15 protein-coding genes are annotated in these 16,767 nt (G+C 65.0%); 13 read left to right on the top strand and 2 right to left on the bottom strand.

Translation table 11 applies throughout. From position 1 onward, the window contains the following. The 11 genes from arnC (at position 1) to BMY68_RS06865 (ending at position 12,141) form a co-directional block, all read left to right on the top strand. On the top strand, positions 1-1,020 hold the full coding sequence (arnC, locus tag BMY68_RS06915; RefSeq protein WP_009043835.1) for an undecaprenyl-phosphate 4-deoxy-4-formamido-L-arabinose transferase: 1,020 nt from the start codon (positions 1-3) through the stop codon (positions 1,018-1,020). Next, complete coding sequence (gene arnA, locus BMY68_RS06910) at positions 1,017-3,023, top strand: bifunctional UDP-4-amino-4-deoxy-L-arabinose formyltransferase/UDP-glucuronic acid oxidase ArnA (protein WP_085530880.1); 2,007 nt, start codon at positions 1,017-1,019, stop codon at positions 3,021-3,023. The genes arnC and arnA overlap by 4 nt, the downstream gene beginning before the upstream one ends. After that, positions 3,023-3,907: a 4-deoxy-4-formamido-L-arabinose-phosphoundecaprenol deformylase gene (arnD, locus tag BMY68_RS06905; protein ID WP_085531563.1), complete on the top strand. Its 885-nt coding sequence runs from the start codon at positions 3,023-3,025 to the stop codon at positions 3,905-3,907. Before arnA ends, arnD begins: the two co-directional genes overlap by 1 nt. After that, positions 3,904-5,550: a lipid IV(A) 4-amino-4-deoxy-L-arabinosyltransferase gene (gene arnT / locus BMY68_RS06900; RefSeq protein WP_085530881.1), complete on the top strand. Its 1,647-nt coding sequence runs from the start codon at positions 3,904-3,906 to the stop codon at positions 5,548-5,550. The genes arnD and arnT overlap by 4 nt, the downstream gene beginning before the upstream one ends. Beyond that, positions 5,547-5,891, top strand: coding sequence for a 4-amino-4-deoxy-L-arabinose-phosphoundecaprenol flippase subunit ArnE (gene arnE / locus BMY68_RS06895; RefSeq protein WP_085530882.1), 345 nt, complete (start codon positions 5,547-5,549; stop codon positions 5,889-5,891). The genes arnT and arnE overlap by 4 nt, the downstream gene beginning before the upstream one ends. Further along, on the top strand, positions 5,888-6,301 hold the full coding sequence (arnF, locus tag BMY68_RS06890) for a 4-amino-4-deoxy-L-arabinose-phosphoundecaprenol flippase subunit ArnF (RefSeq protein WP_085530883.1): 414 nt from the start codon (positions 5,888-5,890) through the stop codon (positions 6,299-6,301). The genes arnE and arnF overlap by 4 nt, the downstream gene beginning before the upstream one ends. Beyond that, the gene (locus BMY68_RS06885; protein WP_009043829.1) at positions 6,298-7,671 is read left to right on the top strand and encodes a UDP-glucose dehydrogenase family protein; all 1,374 of its coding nucleotides are present in this window, start codon (positions 6,298-6,300) and stop codon (positions 7,669-7,671) included. The genes arnF and BMY68_RS06885 overlap by 4 nt, the downstream gene beginning before the upstream one ends. After that, complete coding sequence (locus BMY68_RS06880; RefSeq protein WP_085530884.1) at positions 7,672-9,291, top strand: ArnT family glycosyltransferase; 1,620 nt, start codon at positions 7,672-7,674, stop codon at positions 9,289-9,291. It begins immediately after the preceding gene. A gap of 42 nt (positions 9,292-9,333) precedes the next feature. Beyond that, the gene (locus BMY68_RS06875; protein WP_085530885.1) at positions 9,334-9,867 is read left to right on the top strand and encodes a GNAT family N-acetyltransferase; all 534 of its coding nucleotides are present in this window, start codon (positions 9,334-9,336) and stop codon (positions 9,865-9,867) included. 224 nt (positions 9,868-10,091) lie between these two features. After that, entirely contained in the window at positions 10,092-11,276 is a 1,185-nt protein-coding gene (locus BMY68_RS06870) for an MFS transporter (RefSeq protein ID WP_085531565.1), read from the top strand. Positions 11,277-11,433: 157 nt separating this feature from the next. After that, positions 11,434-12,141, top strand: a complete 708-nt coding sequence (locus BMY68_RS06865; RefSeq protein WP_085530886.1) for an HPP family protein — start codon at positions 11,434-11,436, stop codon at positions 12,139-12,141. Positions 12,142-12,335: 194 nt separating this feature from the next. Here the strand turns inward: BMY68_RS06865 and BMY68_RS06860 are convergent, their stop codons facing one another. Beyond that, positions 12,336-13,199: a LysR family transcriptional regulator gene (locus BMY68_RS06860; protein WP_085530887.1), complete on the bottom strand. Its 864-nt coding sequence runs from the start codon at positions 13,197-13,199 to the stop codon at positions 12,336-12,338. A 260-nt stretch (positions 13,200-13,459) separates the two neighbouring features. On the opposite strand from BMY68_RS06860, the gene BMY68_RS06855 reads away from it, so the two are divergent. Together BMY68_RS06855 and BMY68_RS06850 are read left to right on the top strand one after the other, a co-directional pair. Beyond that, entirely contained in the window at positions 13,460-14,581 is a 1,122-nt protein-coding gene (locus BMY68_RS06855) for an enoyl-CoA hydratase/isomerase family protein (RefSeq protein WP_085530888.1), read from the top strand. A 3-nt stretch (positions 14,582-14,584) separates the two neighbouring features. Beyond that, complete coding sequence (locus BMY68_RS06850; protein ID WP_009043814.1) at positions 14,585-15,736, top strand: acyl-CoA dehydrogenase family protein; 1,152 nt, start codon at positions 14,585-14,587, stop codon at positions 15,734-15,736. A 256-nt stretch (positions 15,737-15,992) separates the two neighbouring features. Here the strand turns inward: BMY68_RS06850 and BMY68_RS06845 are convergent, their stop codons facing one another. After that, entirely contained in the window at positions 15,993-16,766 is a 774-nt protein-coding gene (locus BMY68_RS06845; RefSeq protein ID WP_085530889.1) for an enoyl-CoA hydratase, read from the bottom strand. Between the last annotated feature and the right edge of the window lies 1 nt (position 16,767).

Below are 16,767 nucleotides of genomic sequence, written 5' to 3'. Positions count from 1 at the left end.
TTGAAACCTTATCCAATTCAGTTCGTGTCGATCGTCATTCCGGTCTACAACGAAGAAGAAAGCCTGCCCGAACTGCTGCGCCGCACTGAAGCGGCCTGCCGCCAGCTCAAGCACGATTTCGAGATCGTCCTGGTGGACGATGGCAGCCGCGACGAATCGGCACAGATCCTCGAGGAAGCGGCCGGCCGCGAAGGCAGCCCGGTGGTGGCGGTGATCCTCAACCGCAACTACGGCCAGCACGCGGCGATCATGGCCGGTTTCGAGCAATGCCGTGGCGACGTGATCATCACCCTGGACGCCGACCTGCAGAACCCGCCGGAAGAAATCCCGCGCCTGGTGGCCCAGGCCGAGCTGGGCTACGACGTGGTCGGCACGGTGCGCAACAACCGCCAGGACTCCGCCTGGCGCCGCTGGCCGTCGAAGCTGATCAACCTCGCCGTGCAACGCTCCACCGGCGTGGCCATGAACGACTACGGCTGCATGCTGCGCGCCTACCGCCGCAGCGTGGTCGACGCCATGCTCGCCTGCCGCGAACGCAGCACCTTCATCCCGATCCTGGCCAACAGCTTCGCCCGCCACACCACCGAAGTGCTGGTGAACCACGCCGAGCGTGAACACGGCGACTCCAAGTACAGCCCGATGCGCCTGATCAACCTGATGTTCGACCTGATCACCTGCATGACCACCACGCCGCTGCGCCTGCTGAGCATCATCGGTTTCAGCATGGCCGGCCTCGGCGTGCTGTTCGCCCTGCTGCTGATCTTCCTGCGCCTGGTGTTCGGCGCCGAATGGGCCGGCGACGGTATGTTCGTGCTGTTCGCCATCCTGTTCGTGTTCACCGGTGGCCAGTTCATCGGCATGGGCCTGTTGGGCGAATACCTGGGCCGCATGTACAGCGATGTGCGTGCCCGTCCACGCTTCTTCATTGAAAAAGTTCTGCGCAGCCAGCCTGCCGCCCCTGCTCCCGCTGTCACCGTCGACGGTCTAACTTCCACTCTCTCCGATCAGGTTTCGCCATGAGTCATAAAGCTGTTGTCTTCGCCTACCACGATATCGGCTGCGCGGGCATCGAAGCCCTGCTCAACGCGGGTTATGAAATCGGCGCGGTCTTCACCCATGCCGACGCCCCCAAGGAAAACACCTTCTACGGCTCCGTGGCCCAACTGTGCTCGCTAAAAGGCATCCCGGTGCATGCCCCGGAAGACGCCAACCACCCGCTGTGGGTCGAGCGCATCGCCAAACTCAACCCCGACTACATCTTCTCCTTCTACTATCGCAACCTGTTGAGCGAAGCGCTGCTGGCCACCGCCAGTAAGGGCGCCTTCAACCTGCACGGTTCGCTGCTGCCGAGCTACCGGGGCCGCGCGCCGGCCAACTGGGTGCTGGTCAACGGCGAAAGCGAAACCGGCGTGACCCTGCACCGCATGGTCAAGCGCCCAGATGCCGGGGCGATCGTTGCCCAGCAGCGGGTGGCCATCGAGCGCAGCGATACCGCGCTGAGCCTGCACGGCAAGCTGCGCGATGCCGCCGCCAGCCTGCTGCGCGACACCCTGCCCGCCCTGGCGCAAGGCAAGGTCAGCGAAACCGCCCAGGACGAATCCAGGGCCAGCTATTTCGGTCGCCGTACCGCGGCGGATGGCAAGCTGCTGTGGAGCCAGCCGGCCGAGCAACTGTTCAATCTGGTGCGGGCCGTGACCAAGCCTTACCCGGGCGCGTTCTGCGCCGTGGGCGAGCACAAGCTGATCGTCTGGAGCGCCGAGGTGGTCAAGGGCAACGAAGGCCAGGCCCCGGGCCGGGTGATCAGCGTCGACCCGCTGCGCATCGCCTGCGGCCAGGACTCGCTGCTGATCAACGCCGGCCAGCGCAACGACAACGGCCTGTACCTCAGCGGCCCGCAACTGGCCAACGAGCTGGGCCTGGTGGATGGCTCGCTGCTGCGCGGCGCCGAATCCGGTCGTGGCCCGCGGCGCACCCGGGTGCTGATCCTCGGCGTCAACGGTTTCATCGGCAACCACCTGTCCGAGCGCCTGCTGCGTGACGACAAGTACGAGGTCTACGGCCTGGATATCGGCTGCGACGCCATCGAGCGCCTGCGTCACCATCCGCATTTCCACTTCGTCGAAGGCGACATCAGCATTCACTCCGAGTGGATCGAGTACCACATCAAGAAGTGCGACGTGGTCCTGCCGCTGGTGGCCATCGCCACCCCGATCGAATACACCCGCAACCCGCTGCGTGTGTTCGAACTGGACTTCGAAGAGAACCTCAAGCTGGTCCGCTACTGCGTCAAATACAACAAGCGCGTGATCTTCCCGTCGACCTCCGAGGTCTACGGCATGTGCCAGGACCAGAACTTCGACGAAGACACTTCCAATCTGATCGTCGGCCCGATCAACAAGCAGCGCTGGATCTACTCGGTGTCCAAGCAACTGCTGGACCGGGTGATCTGGGCCTACGGCAGCAAGGGCCTGAACTTCACCCTGTTCCGTCCGTTCAACTGGATGGGCCCGCGCCTGGATCGCCTGGATTCGGCGCGCATTGGCAGTTCCCGGGCCATCACCCAACTGATCCTCAACCTGGTGGAAGGCACGCCGATCCGCCTGTTCGACGGTGGCGAGCAGAAGCGTTGCTTCACCGACATCGCCGACGGCATCGAAGCCCTGGCGCGCATCGTCGACAACGAAAACGATGTGTGCAACGGCCAGATCATCAACATCGGCAACCCGGACAACGAAGCCAGCATCCGCCAGTTGGGCGAAGAGCTGCTGCGTCAGTTCGAGGCCCATCCGCTGCGTGGCAACTTCCCGCCGTTCGCCGGTTTCCGCGAGGTCGAGAGCAAATCCTTCTACGGTGCCGGTTACCAGGACGTGGAACACCGCAAGCCGAGCATTGCCAACGCCAAGCGCCTGCTGAACTGGGAGCCGACCGTCGAGATGAAGGAAACCATCGGCAACACGCTGGACTTCTTCTTGCGCGAGGCCATGCTCGAAATCGCGGAGCACTCTAAAGAAGAAGCATGTTGATGCAGGCAGGTCTGCGAATCGATGTCGACACCTATCGCGGCACCCGTGAGGGGGTGCCGCGGTTGCTGGAACTGCTCGACGAGGCCGGGATCAAGGCCACCTTCTTCTTCAGCGTCGGCCCGGACAATATGGGGCGCCACCTGTGGCGCCTGATCCGCCCGCAGTTTTTGTGGAAGATGCTGCGCTCCAACGCCGCCGGTCTGTATGGCTGGGACATCCTGCTGGCCGGCACCGCCTGGCCGGGCAAGCCCATTGGCCGCGACCTTGGGCACCTGATGCGCCAGGCCCGGGACGCCGGTCATGAAGTTGGCCTGCACGCCTGGGATCACCACGGCTGGCAGGCCAATGCCGGGCGCTGGAACCAGGCGCAGCTGATCGAGCAGATCCGCCAGGGCGTCGACACCCTCAATGACATTCTCGGCCAGCGCGTCGACTGCTCGGCGGCCGCCGGCTGGCGCGCCGACGAGCGTGTGATCGAGGCCAAGCAGGGCTTCGGCTTTCGCTACAACAGCGATTGCCGCGGCACGTCGATCTTCCAGCCACGGCTGGCGGATGGCGGCCTGGGCGCCCCGCAGATTCCGGTCGACCTTCCGACCTTCGACGAAGTGGTCGGGCCAGCCGTCGCGGCCCACGACTTCAACACATTCATCCTGGACCGGTTCAGACCTGACAGGCTCAACGTCTACACCATTCACGCCGAGGTCGAAGGGATTCTGATGGCCAACGATTTTCGTCAACTGCTGGCGCAAGCCCGCCAGCGCGACATTCATTTCACTACCCTGGGCAACCTGTTGCCCGCCTCCTTGCAGAGCCTGCCCCAGGGGCAGGTCATTCGTGGCGCCCTCGAGGGCCGCGAAGGCTGGCTGGGGGTGCAAGGCGCATGACCAGACGCTGGGCCCTGCCTCTTTTACTGCTTGCCTTCGGCCTGTTCTACCTGCTGCCGATGGCCACCCACGGTTTGTGGATTCCCGATGAAACCCGCTATGCGCAGATCAGCCAGGAAATGCTCCTGACCGGCCACTGGGCATCGCCGCATTTCATGGGCATCCGTTATTTCGAGAAGCCGGCCGCCGGCTACTGGATGATCGCCCTCGGCCAGGCGGTGTTCGGCCAGAACCTGTTCGGCGTGCGGGTGGCTTCGGCCCTGAGCATGGGCCTGAGCGTGCTGCTGGCCTATTTGATGGCCGGGCGGCTGTGGAACGACCCGCGCAAGAGCCTGGTCTGCGCCCTGCTGTACATGAGCTTCTGCGTGGTGGTCGGCGCCGGTGGTTATGCCAACCTCGACCCGCAGTTCACCCTCTGGGTCAACCTGAGCCTGGTGGCCCTGTGGTTCGCCCTGGACAACCAGACACTGCGCGGCCGCCTGCTGGCCTGGGCCGGCCTGGGCTTCGCCTGTGGCATGGGTTTCATGACCAAGGGTTTCCTCGCCTGGCTGCTGCCGGTGCTGATCGCCCTGCCCTACATGTTCTGGCAAAAACGCCTGCGCGAACTGTTCATCCATGGCGGTGTGGCGGTGCTGGTGGCGATTGTCGTCAGCCTGCCGTGGGCCCTGGCGGTACATGCCCAGGAAGCGGATTACTGGCGGTTCTTCTTCTGGCATGAACACATCCGCCGTTTTGCCGGTGACGACGCCCAGCACGCTTCGCCATGGTGGTACTACCTGCCGTTGCTGGTGGCCTACAGCATGCCGTGGGTCCTGGTGCTGCCCGGTGCCTTGAAGCAGGCCTGGCAGACCCGGCGTCAGGCGAGCATCGGTTTCCTGCTGCTGTGGCTGATCCTGCCGCTGGCGCTCTTCAGCCTGAGCAAGGGCAAGCTGCCGGCCTATATCCTGCCGTGCCTGCTGCCGCTGGCGCTGTTGATGGGCAATAGCCTGAGCGACCGGCTGCACGCCGGGCAAACCCGGATCATCCGCCTCAACGCGGTGCTCAACCTGGTGCTGGGCCTGTTGCTGCTGTTGGCGCTGGTGTATTTCCAACTGAAGAAGCCGCTGTACAGCAACGAGCCCGGGCATCTGGTGCTGGTGTTCCTGGCCCTGCTTGGCTGGAACATGAGCAACCTGCTGCCGGCCTTCCGCCCGCTGCAACTGTGGGCCGCGCCGGCGCTCGGCAGTTGGCTGTTCATCGCCCTGCTGCCGGCCGGCCTGCCGAACTCGGTGGTCTACAACAAGATGCCGGATCAATTCATCATCGATCACGCCGAGGAACTCGCGAAGAGCCACACCCTGGTGAGCAACGACCTGGGCGCGGCCTCGGCCCTGGCCTGGCGTCTCAAGCGCCCGGATATCGCCTTGTACAACACGACAGGCGAAGTGAAATATGGCCTGGCCTATCCTGACACCCAGCATCGCTATATCGACCTGCGCAAGGTCGGCGAATGGATGCCCGAGGCCCGCAAGCAAGGCCAGGTGGGCGTGGTGATGCGGGTCAATGGCGACGAACACTACGAAATCGATCTGTTGCCGCAGGATTTCAAACGTTATGACCAGGGCAATCTCGTGATCCTGATCTTCCCTCAGAGCCAGCCATGAGCCTGTTGCTGCTGCTCGCCGCCTGCCTGCTGACCTGCCTGGGCCAGATCGCGCAGAAGTTTGCCGTGGAAAGCTGGCGTGGCCAGCCCTCCGGCGCCCTCGACAAACTGCGCTCGCCCTGGCTGTGGCTGGCCCTGGCCAGCCTCGGCCTGGGCTTGCTGGTGTGGTTGCTGGTGCTGCAGCGGGTCGAGGTTGGCATCGCCTACCCGATGCTCAGCCTGAACTTCGTGCTGATCACCCTGATCGCGCGCTTCGTCTTCCATGAAGCCATCGACCGCCGCCACTGGCTGGGCGTTGCGCTGGTACTGGCTGGCGTGTTGCTGTTGAGTCGTCACGCATGAACCGGGCTCTGGGCTTCACCTTCGCCATGGGCAGCGTGCTGCTGGTCAGCGCCGCGCAACTGGGCATGCGCTGGAGCATGACCCGCCTGCCGGTACCCGCGGACTGGCTGGCGGCGCTGTCCGGCGGCCAGGTCGACCTGCTGGCGCTGGGCGTGGTGCTGGCGGCGATCCTCGCCTATGTCCTGTCGATGCTCTGCTGGCTGCTGGCCCTGCGCGACCTGCCGCTGGGCCGGGCCTATTCCCTGCTCAGCATCAGCTACGCCCTGGTCTACCTGCTGGCCGCCAGCCTGCCACTGTTCAACGAACCGTTCAGTCTCTCGAAAACCCTGGGGGTGGCGCTGGTCATCCTCGGCGTCATTACCATCAACTCACGACCTGCTCCCGCGACAAGTCCCAGGAATACCCCATGAAAATCAGCGTATTTGGAAGTGGTTATGTCGGCCTCGTACAGGCCGCCGTGCTGGCCGAGGTCGGCCACGATGTCATTTGCATGGACATTGACGAGCACAAGGTCCAGCAGCTGCAACAGGGGCACGTCAGTATCTTCGAGCCCGGGCTGTCGAGCCTGGTGCGCGACAATCTGGAAAGCCGGCGCCTGAGTTTCACCAGCGACGAAAAACTCGCGGTGCAACATGGCCAGGTGCTGTTTATCGCGGTCGGCACGCCGTCCAGCGAGGACGGCTCGGCCGACCTGCGCTACGTGCTGTCGGTGGGCGACGCCGTGGCCCGGCACCGCGAGCAGCCGGTGATCCTGGTGGAGAAATCCACGGTGCCGGTGGGCACTGGCGACACCTTGAAAGCCCACATCGAAAAGGCCCTGGACGGGCGCGCCCTGCAGTTCGATATCGTCTCCAACCCGGAATTCCTCAAGGAAGGCTCGGCGGTGTCCGACTGCCGTCGCCCGGACCGGATCATCGTCGGTTGCGAGCGCGAAGAAGTCCGCGACGTGATGCGCGACCTGTACGCGCCGTTCAACCGCAACCATGACCGCATCATGTTCATGGACCTGCGCAGCGCCGAGCTGACCAAGTACGCCGCCAACTGCATGCTGGCGACCAAGATCAGCTTCATCAACCAGATCGCCGAGCTGGCCGAACACCTGGGGGCCGATATCGAGTCGGTGCGCCTGGGGATCGGCGCCGACTCGCGCATCGGCTATCACTTCATCTATCCGGGCTGCGGTTATGGCGGCTCGTGTTTCCCCAAGGACATGCGCGCGCTGATCCACAGCGCCGAGCAGGCTCATTGCTCCAGCGACCTGTTGCAAGCGGTGGAAGCCATCAACGAACGGCAGAAACACAAGTTGTTCGAGCGCATCAACGCCTTCTACAAGGGCGACCTGAAAGGCAAGACCTTCGCCCTCTGGGGCCTGGCCTTCAAGCCCAACACCGACGACATGCGCGATGCCCCCAGCCGGGTGCTGCTCGAATCCCTGTGGGCCGCCGGCGCCAACGTGCGCGCCTTCGACCCGGAGGCCATGCAGGAAACCCAGCGCCTGTACCCCGACGAGCCGAAGCTGATGCTGATGGGCACCCCGGAATCGGTGCTCAACGACGCCGACGCGCTGATCATCTGCACCGAGTGGCAGCAGTTCAAGGCGCCGGACTTCCAACTGCTGCAACAGCGCCTCAAGGCCCCGGTGATCTTCGACGGGCGCAACCTGTACGACGCCGAGCGCCTGGCCCGCAACGGCTTCACCTACTTCCCGATCGGCCGCGGCGAGTCGCGCCAGCTGCCGATTCCTCATCGGCAATGGGCCGACGCCAGGGCCAAGGCCTGAATGCCCAGGGCCGGCAGCACGCCTTCCAGCACCCTGCATTGGCAAGCCTGGGGGCTGGGGCTGCTGGCCCTGCTGCTGTTTTGTGCCAACGCCGGCCAAGTGGCGGTGATCAGCTTCGATTCGCGCTTCGTGCTGTTCGCCAAGGAAATGCTGCGCCATGGGCCGGGCTTTTTTCCCACCACCTATGGCCAACCCTATGCTGACTACTCCAGCGCCTCGACCCTGCTGATCGACCTGTTCGCCCTGGCCTCGGGCCGGGTCACGACCCTCGCGGCCTGGCTGCCCACGGCCATCGCCGGGGCGCTGATCGTCAACCTCATGTACCGCCTGCTGGCGCCCTGTTCGAAAACCTGGGCCTTGACCAGCATCGCCCTGCTGTTGCTCAGCAGCACCTTCATCAGCGAAACCCGCGCCGTCTCCCTCGACCTGATGCTCGCCGCCATCGCCCTGGCGGTGTTCTACCTGGGGTATGCCCACGATCACTTCACCGCGCCGCGCCGCCTGTGGCTGATCCTCGCATTGCTGGTCGCAGGGTTCGCCATTCGCGGGCCGATCGGCCTGGTGATTCCCTGCGGCATGCTGTGCAGCTATTACCTGCTCGAAGGCCAGTGGCGACGCATGCTGGTCTTCGGTGGCAGCGCCCTGCTGTTGTTGCTGGCATGCGTGGCACTGTTGCTGTGGCTGGCCCGGCTGAGTGGCGGCCCGGCCTTTATGCAGGAGGTGATCCGCATGCAGTTCACCGGGCGCATGGATGGCAGCGAAGGCAGCAGCGGCCCGTTCTATTACTTCAGCAGCTCCCTGGGCAACTATGCCCTGGCCTACCCGCTGGCGATCCTGACCTGGCTGGCGGTGTGGCTCGGTCCCCGCGAACGGCAGGCCCCCGCGCGCAGGTTGCTGGTGCTGTGCAGCGCCGCGGCCCTGCTGGTGTTGATCGGCCTGTCGATTCCCCAGGCGAAAAAAGCCCGCTACCTGCTGCCGATGTTGCCCATGCTGGCGATCGTCGCGGCTTATCCCTTCCACAACGTCCAGGGCCGCGGCCTGGCCTGGTTGCGCCGGGGTATCCAGGGCCTGTGGCTGCTGATACCCGGATTGCTGATAGCCGCGTTGCTGGTGGCGCAGCGGCGCTTCGCCGAACCCTTGGCCGGCTTGAGTCCTCTGCTGGTGTTGCTCGGCGTTTTGCAGCTGGCGGCGCTGGGCCTGTTGCGCATGCCGCGCTGGCGGATTGGCGGCCTGGCCCTGGGCGCCGTGCTGGCCGTCTGGAGTGCCTATATCCTTGGGTTCGAGCCGCTGGCCCGGCAGCTCTACGACACCCGCACCTTCACCCTGGCCGCCTGGAAGCAGATCGAGCAAGACCCGGCCCCAGTGGTGCTGCACCATATGGGCAAGGACGCCAAGGCCATCAAGTTCATGGTCCACCTCGACCAGGACCTGCAGCCGCTGTTCACCGAGCGCCCCGAGGCCCTTGCCGCCATCCCGGGCCCGGCCTGGGTGGTGATGGATCGAGGCGAGCTGGCGACGCTGAAAACCACACCGTTGGCACGACTGACCCCGGTGCTCGGCGGGCGTTTCGACAACAACGACTACGTCATGCTGCACCTGCCCGCCACCACCCAACCCTGAACGGTTGATCGGTCGCGCCCTGGCTCCTTACACTCGCGCCCCATGACTCTGCAAATCCGCCTGGCCACAGAGGCCGATGCCACCCTGCTCCCCGCCATCGAACGCAGCGCCGCCGCGCTGTTTCGCCGCGACCCCGAACTGGCCTGGCTGGCCGACGCCGAGGTGCCCGACGCCGCGCAGCACCGCGCGCATATCAGCGAGCAGCGGGTGTGGGTGGCGGTGCTCGACCAAGAGGTGTGCGCCTTCCTCGACGCCGAAGCCTGCGCCGACGCGCTGCATATCTGGGAGATCTCGGTCGCCAGCGCCGTCCAAGGACGCGGCATCGGCCGTCGCCTGCTGCAGACGGTGGGCGAACAGGCGCGCCAGCAGGGGTTCAGCGCCCTGACCCTGAGCACCTTCCGCCAGTTGCCATGGAATGAACCCTTCTACCAGCGCTGCGGTTTCGTCACCCTGGAAGCCGACCAATTGGGGCCGCGCCTGCGGCAGGTGCTGGCCGACGAAACTCGCCACGGCCTGCCGGCGGCCCGGCGCTGCGCCATGCGCCTGACATTGCCTGCCCACCCCATGCAACTGTAGGAGCGAAGCTTGCTCGCGATGACGGCCTGCCAGGCAAAATCGATGGTGCATGTGCCGGCTTTATCGCGAGTAAGCTTCGCTCCTACGGAAGATGGGTACGGTATTTGAGATGGGGGGCGGGCCTGTCTTGAAGTGCTCGCGCAACTGTCAGAGGATGGCAAGCCTGGGCTGCAGGATCGCTAGGGATTGTCGCCCACTCAGACAACAAGGACTTGTGCACCACCGTGGCCACTTACTCGCTGGTTATCCGCCGCCTGATGATCTGCTCGCTGACCATTGTCGTCAGTCGCGCCATCACCAGCCCCCTGCTCACCCTGTTCCTCAGCGAAAAACTCGGCCTCGACCAGCAGGACGTCGGCCTGCTGCTGGGGGTCGCGGTGTTCATCGCCACGCTGCTCGCGCTGTATGGCGGCTACATCCTCGATCGCCTGGACAAGCGCCGGCTGCTGATCCTGAGCATGCTCTCCAGCGGCATCGGCTTTGTACTGCTGACCTTCGCCCACAACCTGTACCTGACCACCGCGATCCTGGTGATCACCGAAACCGCCTCGGCGCTGTTCCTGATCGGTTCCAAGGCGATCATCAGCGAAAACCTGCCGGTGAGTCAGCGGGCCAGGGTGTTCTCCCTGCGCTACACCCTGACCAATATCGGCTACGCCACCGGCCCCATGCTCGGCGTGGTGATCGCCGGGCACATGCCGCTGGCGCCGTTCCTGATCGCCGGCGCCATTGCCTTTCTCAGCACCCTGCTGATGCGCGGCATTCCAGCCACGCCGGGCCTGCCCTCGCTGAACAAGCCGCAGAGTTTCCTCGACACCCTGGTGACCCTGAAAAACGACCGCACGCTGATCATGTTCACCTGCGGCTGCCTGCTCAGCACCATCGTCCATGGGCGCTTCACCCTGTACCTGTCGCAATACCTGCTGGTCACCGAAGACGCGAAAAGCGCCCTCGACACCATGGCCGCCCTACTGGCCTGCAACGCCATCAGCGTGATCCTGCTGCAGTACCAGATCGGCCGTTTCCTCAAGCGCGAACAGCTGCGCTACTGGATCGCCGTCGGCACCAGCCTGTTCATCCTCGGCCTGATCGGCTTCAGCCTGGCCGATAGCCTGCTGGGCTGGTGCCTGGCGATGTTCGTCTTCACCCTTGGCGAGATGATTATCTACCCGGCGGAATTCCTGTTCATCGACACCCTGGCGCCCGAGGCCCTGCGCGGCAGTTATTACGGCGCGCAGAACCTCGCGGCCCTGGGCGGCGCCTTGAGCCCGGTGATCTGTGGCTACCTGCTGGTGCATACCCCGGCACCGACCATGTTCTATGCCCTGAGCACCTTGACCGCCCTGGGCGGCCTGCTGTGTTTCATGAGCGGACGGCGGGTGGCCCTGGCCACTACAGTACAAAAATAATGCACTTAAACGGCATTATTATGAATTTGTAGGCGCTTGGTTTGATCGGCACACTGTGCCGGTTCCTCCCCCCAAATGTTGGAACGTTTCAGGGCTTTCTGGTGCGCCAGACAAGCCCTTCTTTTTGCCCGCAAAACCGGAATTGGATCGCTTCGTCATGCTCGCTCGCTGGAAACCCGCCGCCATCAATACCCGCCCCTCGGAATGGAGCCGCGCCGCGATCGGCATGGCCTTGGGCACGCTGTTCAGTGTCTGGTTGTGCGGCCGGGTCTTCGGCATGGAAGTGGCGCTGCACCTGATCGGGCCGCTGGGGGCTTCGGCGGTGCTGCTGTTCGCGGTGTCGTCCGGGGCGCTGGCGCAACCCTGGTCGATCCTCGGCGGCTACCTGTGCGCCGCGGTCCTGGCGTTGCTGGTGGCCCATGTGCTCGGACGCACCCTGGGCAGCGCGTGCCTGGCCGCCGGCATGTCCCTGGTGCTGATGTGCTGGCTGCGCTGCCTGCATCCGCCGGCCGGCGCCGTGGCCCTGACGATGGTGCTGGCCGACCCGGCCACCATCGCCCTCGACTGGCAGGCCCTGGGCCCGGTGATGCTGGCGGCCCTGTGCCTGTTGCTCAGCGCCCTGGCCTACAACAACCTGACCCGCATCCGCTACCCCAAGGGCCAGAGCGAACCAGCGACCAAGCTGCCCGCCGATCAGCTATCCACCGATACCCTGGCCATCACCGCCGCCGACCTCAAGCTGGCGCTGGATGATATGCAGAAATTCTTCGACGTCACCCCGCAAGATCTGGAACAACTGATCCACGCCAGTGAGGCCCATGCGCGCCGACGCAGTATTGGTGAGGTGCTGGCGCCGCGGGTGTGATCGGGGTTATCCGGACAGATCGCGGACTCAGGTTTTACGGCAACTGCGTTGCCGATCGCAGCCTCGCAGGCTCGGCAGCGGCTACACAGGCTCCACAATCCCTGTAGCCGCTGCCGCAGGCTGCGATCGGCTCGGTCCGCGTTCGGGCGAAGCGGTCGTAAAACCAGGCGCCGCGTTTTCAAGAGTGTCCCGACTCAGATCATCGGATCCCAACGCTGCGACCAGTCGGTGTCGCTGGCGATGACTTCGCGCAGCACCTCGAAGGCCTGCTGCAGTTGGGACGAATCCCGTTCGCGGGCGTACAGCAGGTAGGTCGGGAAATTGAATTCCGGGGCCTTCTCCACCCGTTCCAGCACGCCGCTGTCCAGGTAGCTTTGCACCACCCGGGTGCGGAAGTAGCCGCTACCACCGCCTTCGAGAATGAACTGCAAGGCCAGCGGCCCGAGGTTGAAACCCACCGCGGCCTTGGCCTGGTCCGGCAGCGCCGCGTCGTGCTGGCGGCGGAAATCCTCGCCCCAATCGATGTACACATAAGGCTCGGGTTTGCCGGCCAGGCGCACCAGGATCAGCTTTTCCTCGAGCAACTGCTCGACCTGCAACCCCGGCCCGTACACCGGCTGGAACACCAGCGCGGCGTCCAGCACGCCAAGTTCCAGCTGGCGTTGCAGGCTGGCACCCTCGGCGATCTGGCTGCGCACCGCGTGACTGGGAATCGCCTGGCGCAAACGCCTTACCCAGTTGAGCATCAGCGGATTGCACAGGCTGACCTCACCGCCGATATGCAGCACGTTGCGATAACCGGCCAGCAGCGGCAGGTCGCGCTGGGCGGCTTCCCAGGTCTGCACCAGCTGGTTGGCGTAGACGATGAACGCTTCGCCGTCGGCCGTCAGCCGGGCCCCGGCGCGGTTGCGCACGAACAGCTTGCAGTTGAGCTGGCCTTCGAGGTTCTGCACCCGGGCGCTGATCGCGGTCTGGGTCAGGTGCAGGCGTTCGGCCGCGGCGATCAGGCTGCCGCTGCGGACGATTTGCAAAAAGGTGCGGGCCAGGTCGATGTCCATGTTGCCTCTGGGTCACGAAAGTCGAGCGCCATTGTAGCGGCGCTCGTCGTCCGGTGCGCCTGGACGGCGGATAAATACGGGCCCGCCATGCAGGTTTCGGCTGCACCACAAACAGCGTCGAAGGCGGCTGCGCCCCATGCAAAAATGCACAGCCAACCTGCAGTTATCCGGGTTGTACATGGCAAATTTGCACTGTTACGATCCCTCATCGTTCGCGCGCGAACACACCTATAAAGAACAATAAAAGCAGGGAGTTAGTGATGACTGCTCAGGTTCCATCCCAGGCCACGCGAGAGGCCGGCGCCACGTCGGTCGAGGCCTCGCAACAGGACGTGCTGGCCGAAGTCCGCAACCACATCGGTCACCTGACCCTCAACCGCCCCGCCGGCCTCAATGCCATCACCCTCGGCATGGTGCGCACCCTGCAACGCCAGCTCGATGCCTGGGCCCAGGATCCGCAGGTGCACGCGGTGGTCCTGCGCGGCGCCGGCGAGAAGGCCTTCTGCGCCGGCGGCGATATCCGCACCCTGTACGACAGCTACCAGAACGGCCAGACCCTGCACGAGGAATTCTTCGTCGAGGAATACGCGCTGGACCTGGCGATCCACCGTTACCGCAAGCCGGTGCTGGCGCTGATGGACGGTTTTGTCCTCGGCGGCGGCATGGGCCTGGTCCAGGGCGCCGACCTGCGCCTGGTCACCGAGCGCAGCCGCCTGGCGATGCCGGAAGTCGGCATCGGTTATTTCCCGGATGTCGGCGGCAGTTATTTCCTGTCGCGCATCCCCGGCGAGCTGGGCATCTACCTGGGGGTCAGCGGCGTGCAGATTCGCGCCGCCGATGCCCTGTACTGCGGGCTGGCGGACTGGTACCTGGAGAGCGACAAGCTGAGCCTGCTGGACCAGCGCCTCGACAACCTGCAATGGCACGACACCCCGCTCAAGGACCTGCAGGGCCTGCTGGCCAGGCTCGGTGTGCAGCAACTGCCGGACGCGCCACTGGCGGCGCTGCGCCCGGCCATCGACCACTTCTTTGCCCAGGCCGATGTACCGGGCATCGTGCAGCAACTGCGCGAAGTGACCCTGGGCGATACTCATGAGTGGGCCACCAGCACCGCCGACTTGCTGGCGACCCGCTCGCCGCTGGCCATGGCCGTGACCCTGGAAATGCTCCGGCGCGGTCGCCAGCTGAGCCTGGAACAGTGTTTCACCCTGGAGCTGCATCTGGACCGCCAGTGGTTCGAGCGCGGCGACCTGATCGAGGGCGTGCGCGCCCTGCTGATCGACAAAGACAAGAACCCACGCTGGAACCCACCGACCCTGCAGGCGCTGGACGCCGCGCAGGTGGCGAGTTTCTTCAGCGCTTTCGACCCGAGCCGGAGCTGAGCCATGCACGACATTGAATTGAGCGAAGAGCAGGTGATGATCCGCGACATGGCCCGGGACTTCGCCCGCGGTGAAATCGCCCCCCACGCCCAGGCCTGGGAAAAGGCCGGCTGGATCGACGACGCCCTGGTGGCGAAGATGGGCGAGCTGGGCCTGCTGGGCATGGTGGTACCCGAGGAATGGGGCGGCACCTACGTCGACTACGTGGCCTACGCCCTGGCGGTGGAAGAAATCTCCGCCGGCGACGGCGCCACCGGTGCGCTGATGAGCATCCACAACTCGGTGGGCTGCGGGCCGATCCTCAACTACGGCAGCGAGGAGCAGAAACAGACCTGGCTGGCGGACCTCGCCAGCGGCCAGGCGATCGGCTGCTTCTGCCTGACCGAACCCCAGGCCGGTTCCGAAGCCCACAACCTGCGCACCCGCGCCGAACTCAAGGACGGCCAGTGGGTGATCAACGGCGCCAAGCAGTTCGTCAGCAACGGCCGGCGCGCCAAGCTGGCCATCGTCTTCGCGGTGACCGATCCGGAGCTGGGCAAGAAAGGCCTGTCGGCGTTCCTGGTGCCCACCGACACCCCGGGTTTTATCGTCGATCGCAGCGAACACAAGATGGGCATCCGCGCCTCGGACACCTGCGCGGTGACCCTCAACCAGTGCACCGTCCCCGAGGCCAACCTGCTGGGCGAACGCGGCAAGGGCCTGGCCATCGCCCTGTCCAACCTCGAAGGCGGCCGCATCGGCATCGCCGCCCAGGCCCTGGGCATCGCCCGCGCCGCGTTCGAAGCGGCGCTGGCCTACGCCCGCGAACGGGTGCAGTTCGACAAACCGATCATCGAGCACCAGAGCATCGCCAACCTGCTGGCCGACATGCACACCCGCCTCAACGCCGCACGCCTGCTGATCCTGCATGCCGCGCGCCTGCGCAGCGCCGGTCAGCCGTGCCTGTCGGAGGCCTCCCAGGCCAAGCTGTTCGCCTCGGAAATGGCCGAGAAGGTCTGCTCCTCGGCGATCCAGATCCACGGCGGCTACGGCTACCTCGAGGACTACCCGGTGGAGCGTTACTACCGGGACGCGCGGATCACCCAGATCTACGAAGGCTCCAGCGAGATCCAGCGCATGCTGATCGCCCGGGAGCTGAAGCACTATCTGTTGTGACCGCCTAAAAGCATCGCGGGCACGCCGAGATGTAGCCGCTGGCGCAGCCTGCGATCGAGGCCGAAGGACTCGCTGTCAGCCCTGACGCGGCCCATCCATTGAACCGCGTCGCCCGCCTTGCGACCGTACCGGTCGATCGCAGGCTGCGCCAGCGGCTACAGGCACACGCGCTGCCCGCGATAACGTCCGGACAAACACCACACAAATAAAAATCGCAGCCAGGGCTGCGATTTTTTATGGGCAGCGACAACCCGGACTATTTGTCCTTGAACTGCGCCTCGCGCTTGGCGATGAACGCCGCCATGCCTTCCTTCTGATCCTCGGTGGCGAAGGCCGCATGGAACACCCGGCGCTCGAAACGCACGCCTTCCGAGAGGCTGACTTCGAAGGCGCGGTTCACGCTTTCCTTGATCATCATGCTCACCGGCAGCGATTTGCCGGCGATCAGCGCCGCGACTTTCAACGCCTCGTCCAACAGCTCATCGGCCGGCACGATGCGCGCGACGATGCCGCAACGCTCGGCTTCCACCGCATCGATAAAACGCCCGGTCAGGCACATTTCCATGGCCTTGGCCTTGCCCACGGCGCGGGTCAGGCGCTGGGTGCCACCCATGCCCGGCAGCACGCCGAGGTTGATTTCCGGCTGGCCGAACTTGGCGTTGTCGCCGGCCAGGATAAAGTCGCACATCAGCGCCAGCTCGCAGCCGCCGCCCAGGGCAAAACCGTTGACCGCGGCGATGATCGGCTTGCGCCGGTTGGCCACCCGGTCGCTGTCGCTGAACAGGTCGTCCATGTAGATCTGCGGGTAGGTCAGCTCGGCCATTTCCTTGATGTCGGCGCCGGCGGCGAAGGCCTTCTTCGAGCCGGTGAGGACGATACAGCCGATCCGTGGATCAGCTTCCAGGCTGTCCAGGGCCTGGTTCAGCTCGCTGACGATCTGCGCGTTGAGGGCGTTCAGCGCCTGCGGGCGGTTGAGGGTGATCAGGCCGACGCGGTCCTTGATCTCCAACAGAATGGTTTCGTAACTCATG

Origin of the sequence: Pseudomonas sp. NFACC41-3 (assembly GCF_900109505.1) — a bacterium.
In the GTDB taxonomy this organism is placed as follows: domain Bacteria; phylum Pseudomonadota; class Gammaproteobacteria; order Pseudomonadales; family Pseudomonadaceae; genus Aquipseudomonas; species Aquipseudomonas chlororaphis.
The sequence above is the reverse complement of the archived record's forward strand: the minus strand, read 5'-3'. Positions and strand labels throughout refer to the sequence as shown.

Coding starts and splice junctions, on each gene's coding strand:
- BMY68_RS06850 (WP_009043814.1), top strand. CDS start 14,585: ATGCACGACATTGAATTGAGCGAAGAGCAGGTGATGATCCGCGACATG.
- arnA (WP_085530880.1), top strand. CDS start 1,017: ATGAGTCATAAAGCTGTTGTCTTCGCCTACCACGATATCGGCTGCGCG.
- BMY68_RS06860 (WP_085530887.1), bottom strand. CDS start 13,199: ATGGACATCGACCTGGCCCGCACCTTTTTGCAAATCGTCCGCAGCGGC.
- arnD (WP_085531563.1), top strand. CDS start 3,023: ATGCAGGCAGGTCTGCGAATCGATGTCGACACCTATCGCGGCACCCGT.
- BMY68_RS06855 (WP_085530888.1), top strand. CDS start 13,460: ATGACTGCTCAGGTTCCATCCCAGGCCACGCGAGAGGCCGGCGCCACG.
- arnE (WP_085530882.1), top strand. CDS start 5,547: ATGAGCCTGTTGCTGCTGCTCGCCGCCTGCCTGCTGACCTGCCTGGGC.
- BMY68_RS06885 (WP_009043829.1), top strand. CDS start 6,298: ATGAAAATCAGCGTATTTGGAAGTGGTTATGTCGGCCTCGTACAGGCC.
- BMY68_RS06845 (WP_085530889.1), bottom strand. CDS start 16,766: ATGAGTTACGAAACCATTCTGTTGGAGATCAAGGACCGCGTCGGCCTG.
- BMY68_RS06880 (WP_085530884.1), top strand. CDS start 7,672: ATGCCCAGGGCCGGCAGCACGCCTTCCAGCACCCTGCATTGGCAAGCC.
- arnT (WP_085530881.1), top strand. CDS start 3,904: ATGACCAGACGCTGGGCCCTGCCTCTTTTACTGCTTGCCTTCGGCCTG.
- BMY68_RS06875 (WP_085530885.1), top strand. CDS start 9,334: ATGACTCTGCAAATCCGCCTGGCCACAGAGGCCGATGCCACCCTGCTC.
- arnF (WP_085530883.1), top strand. CDS start 5,888: ATGAACCGGGCTCTGGGCTTCACCTTCGCCATGGGCAGCGTGCTGCTG.
- BMY68_RS06865 (WP_085530886.1), top strand. CDS start 11,434: ATGCTCGCTCGCTGGAAACCCGCCGCCATCAATACCCGCCCCTCGGAA.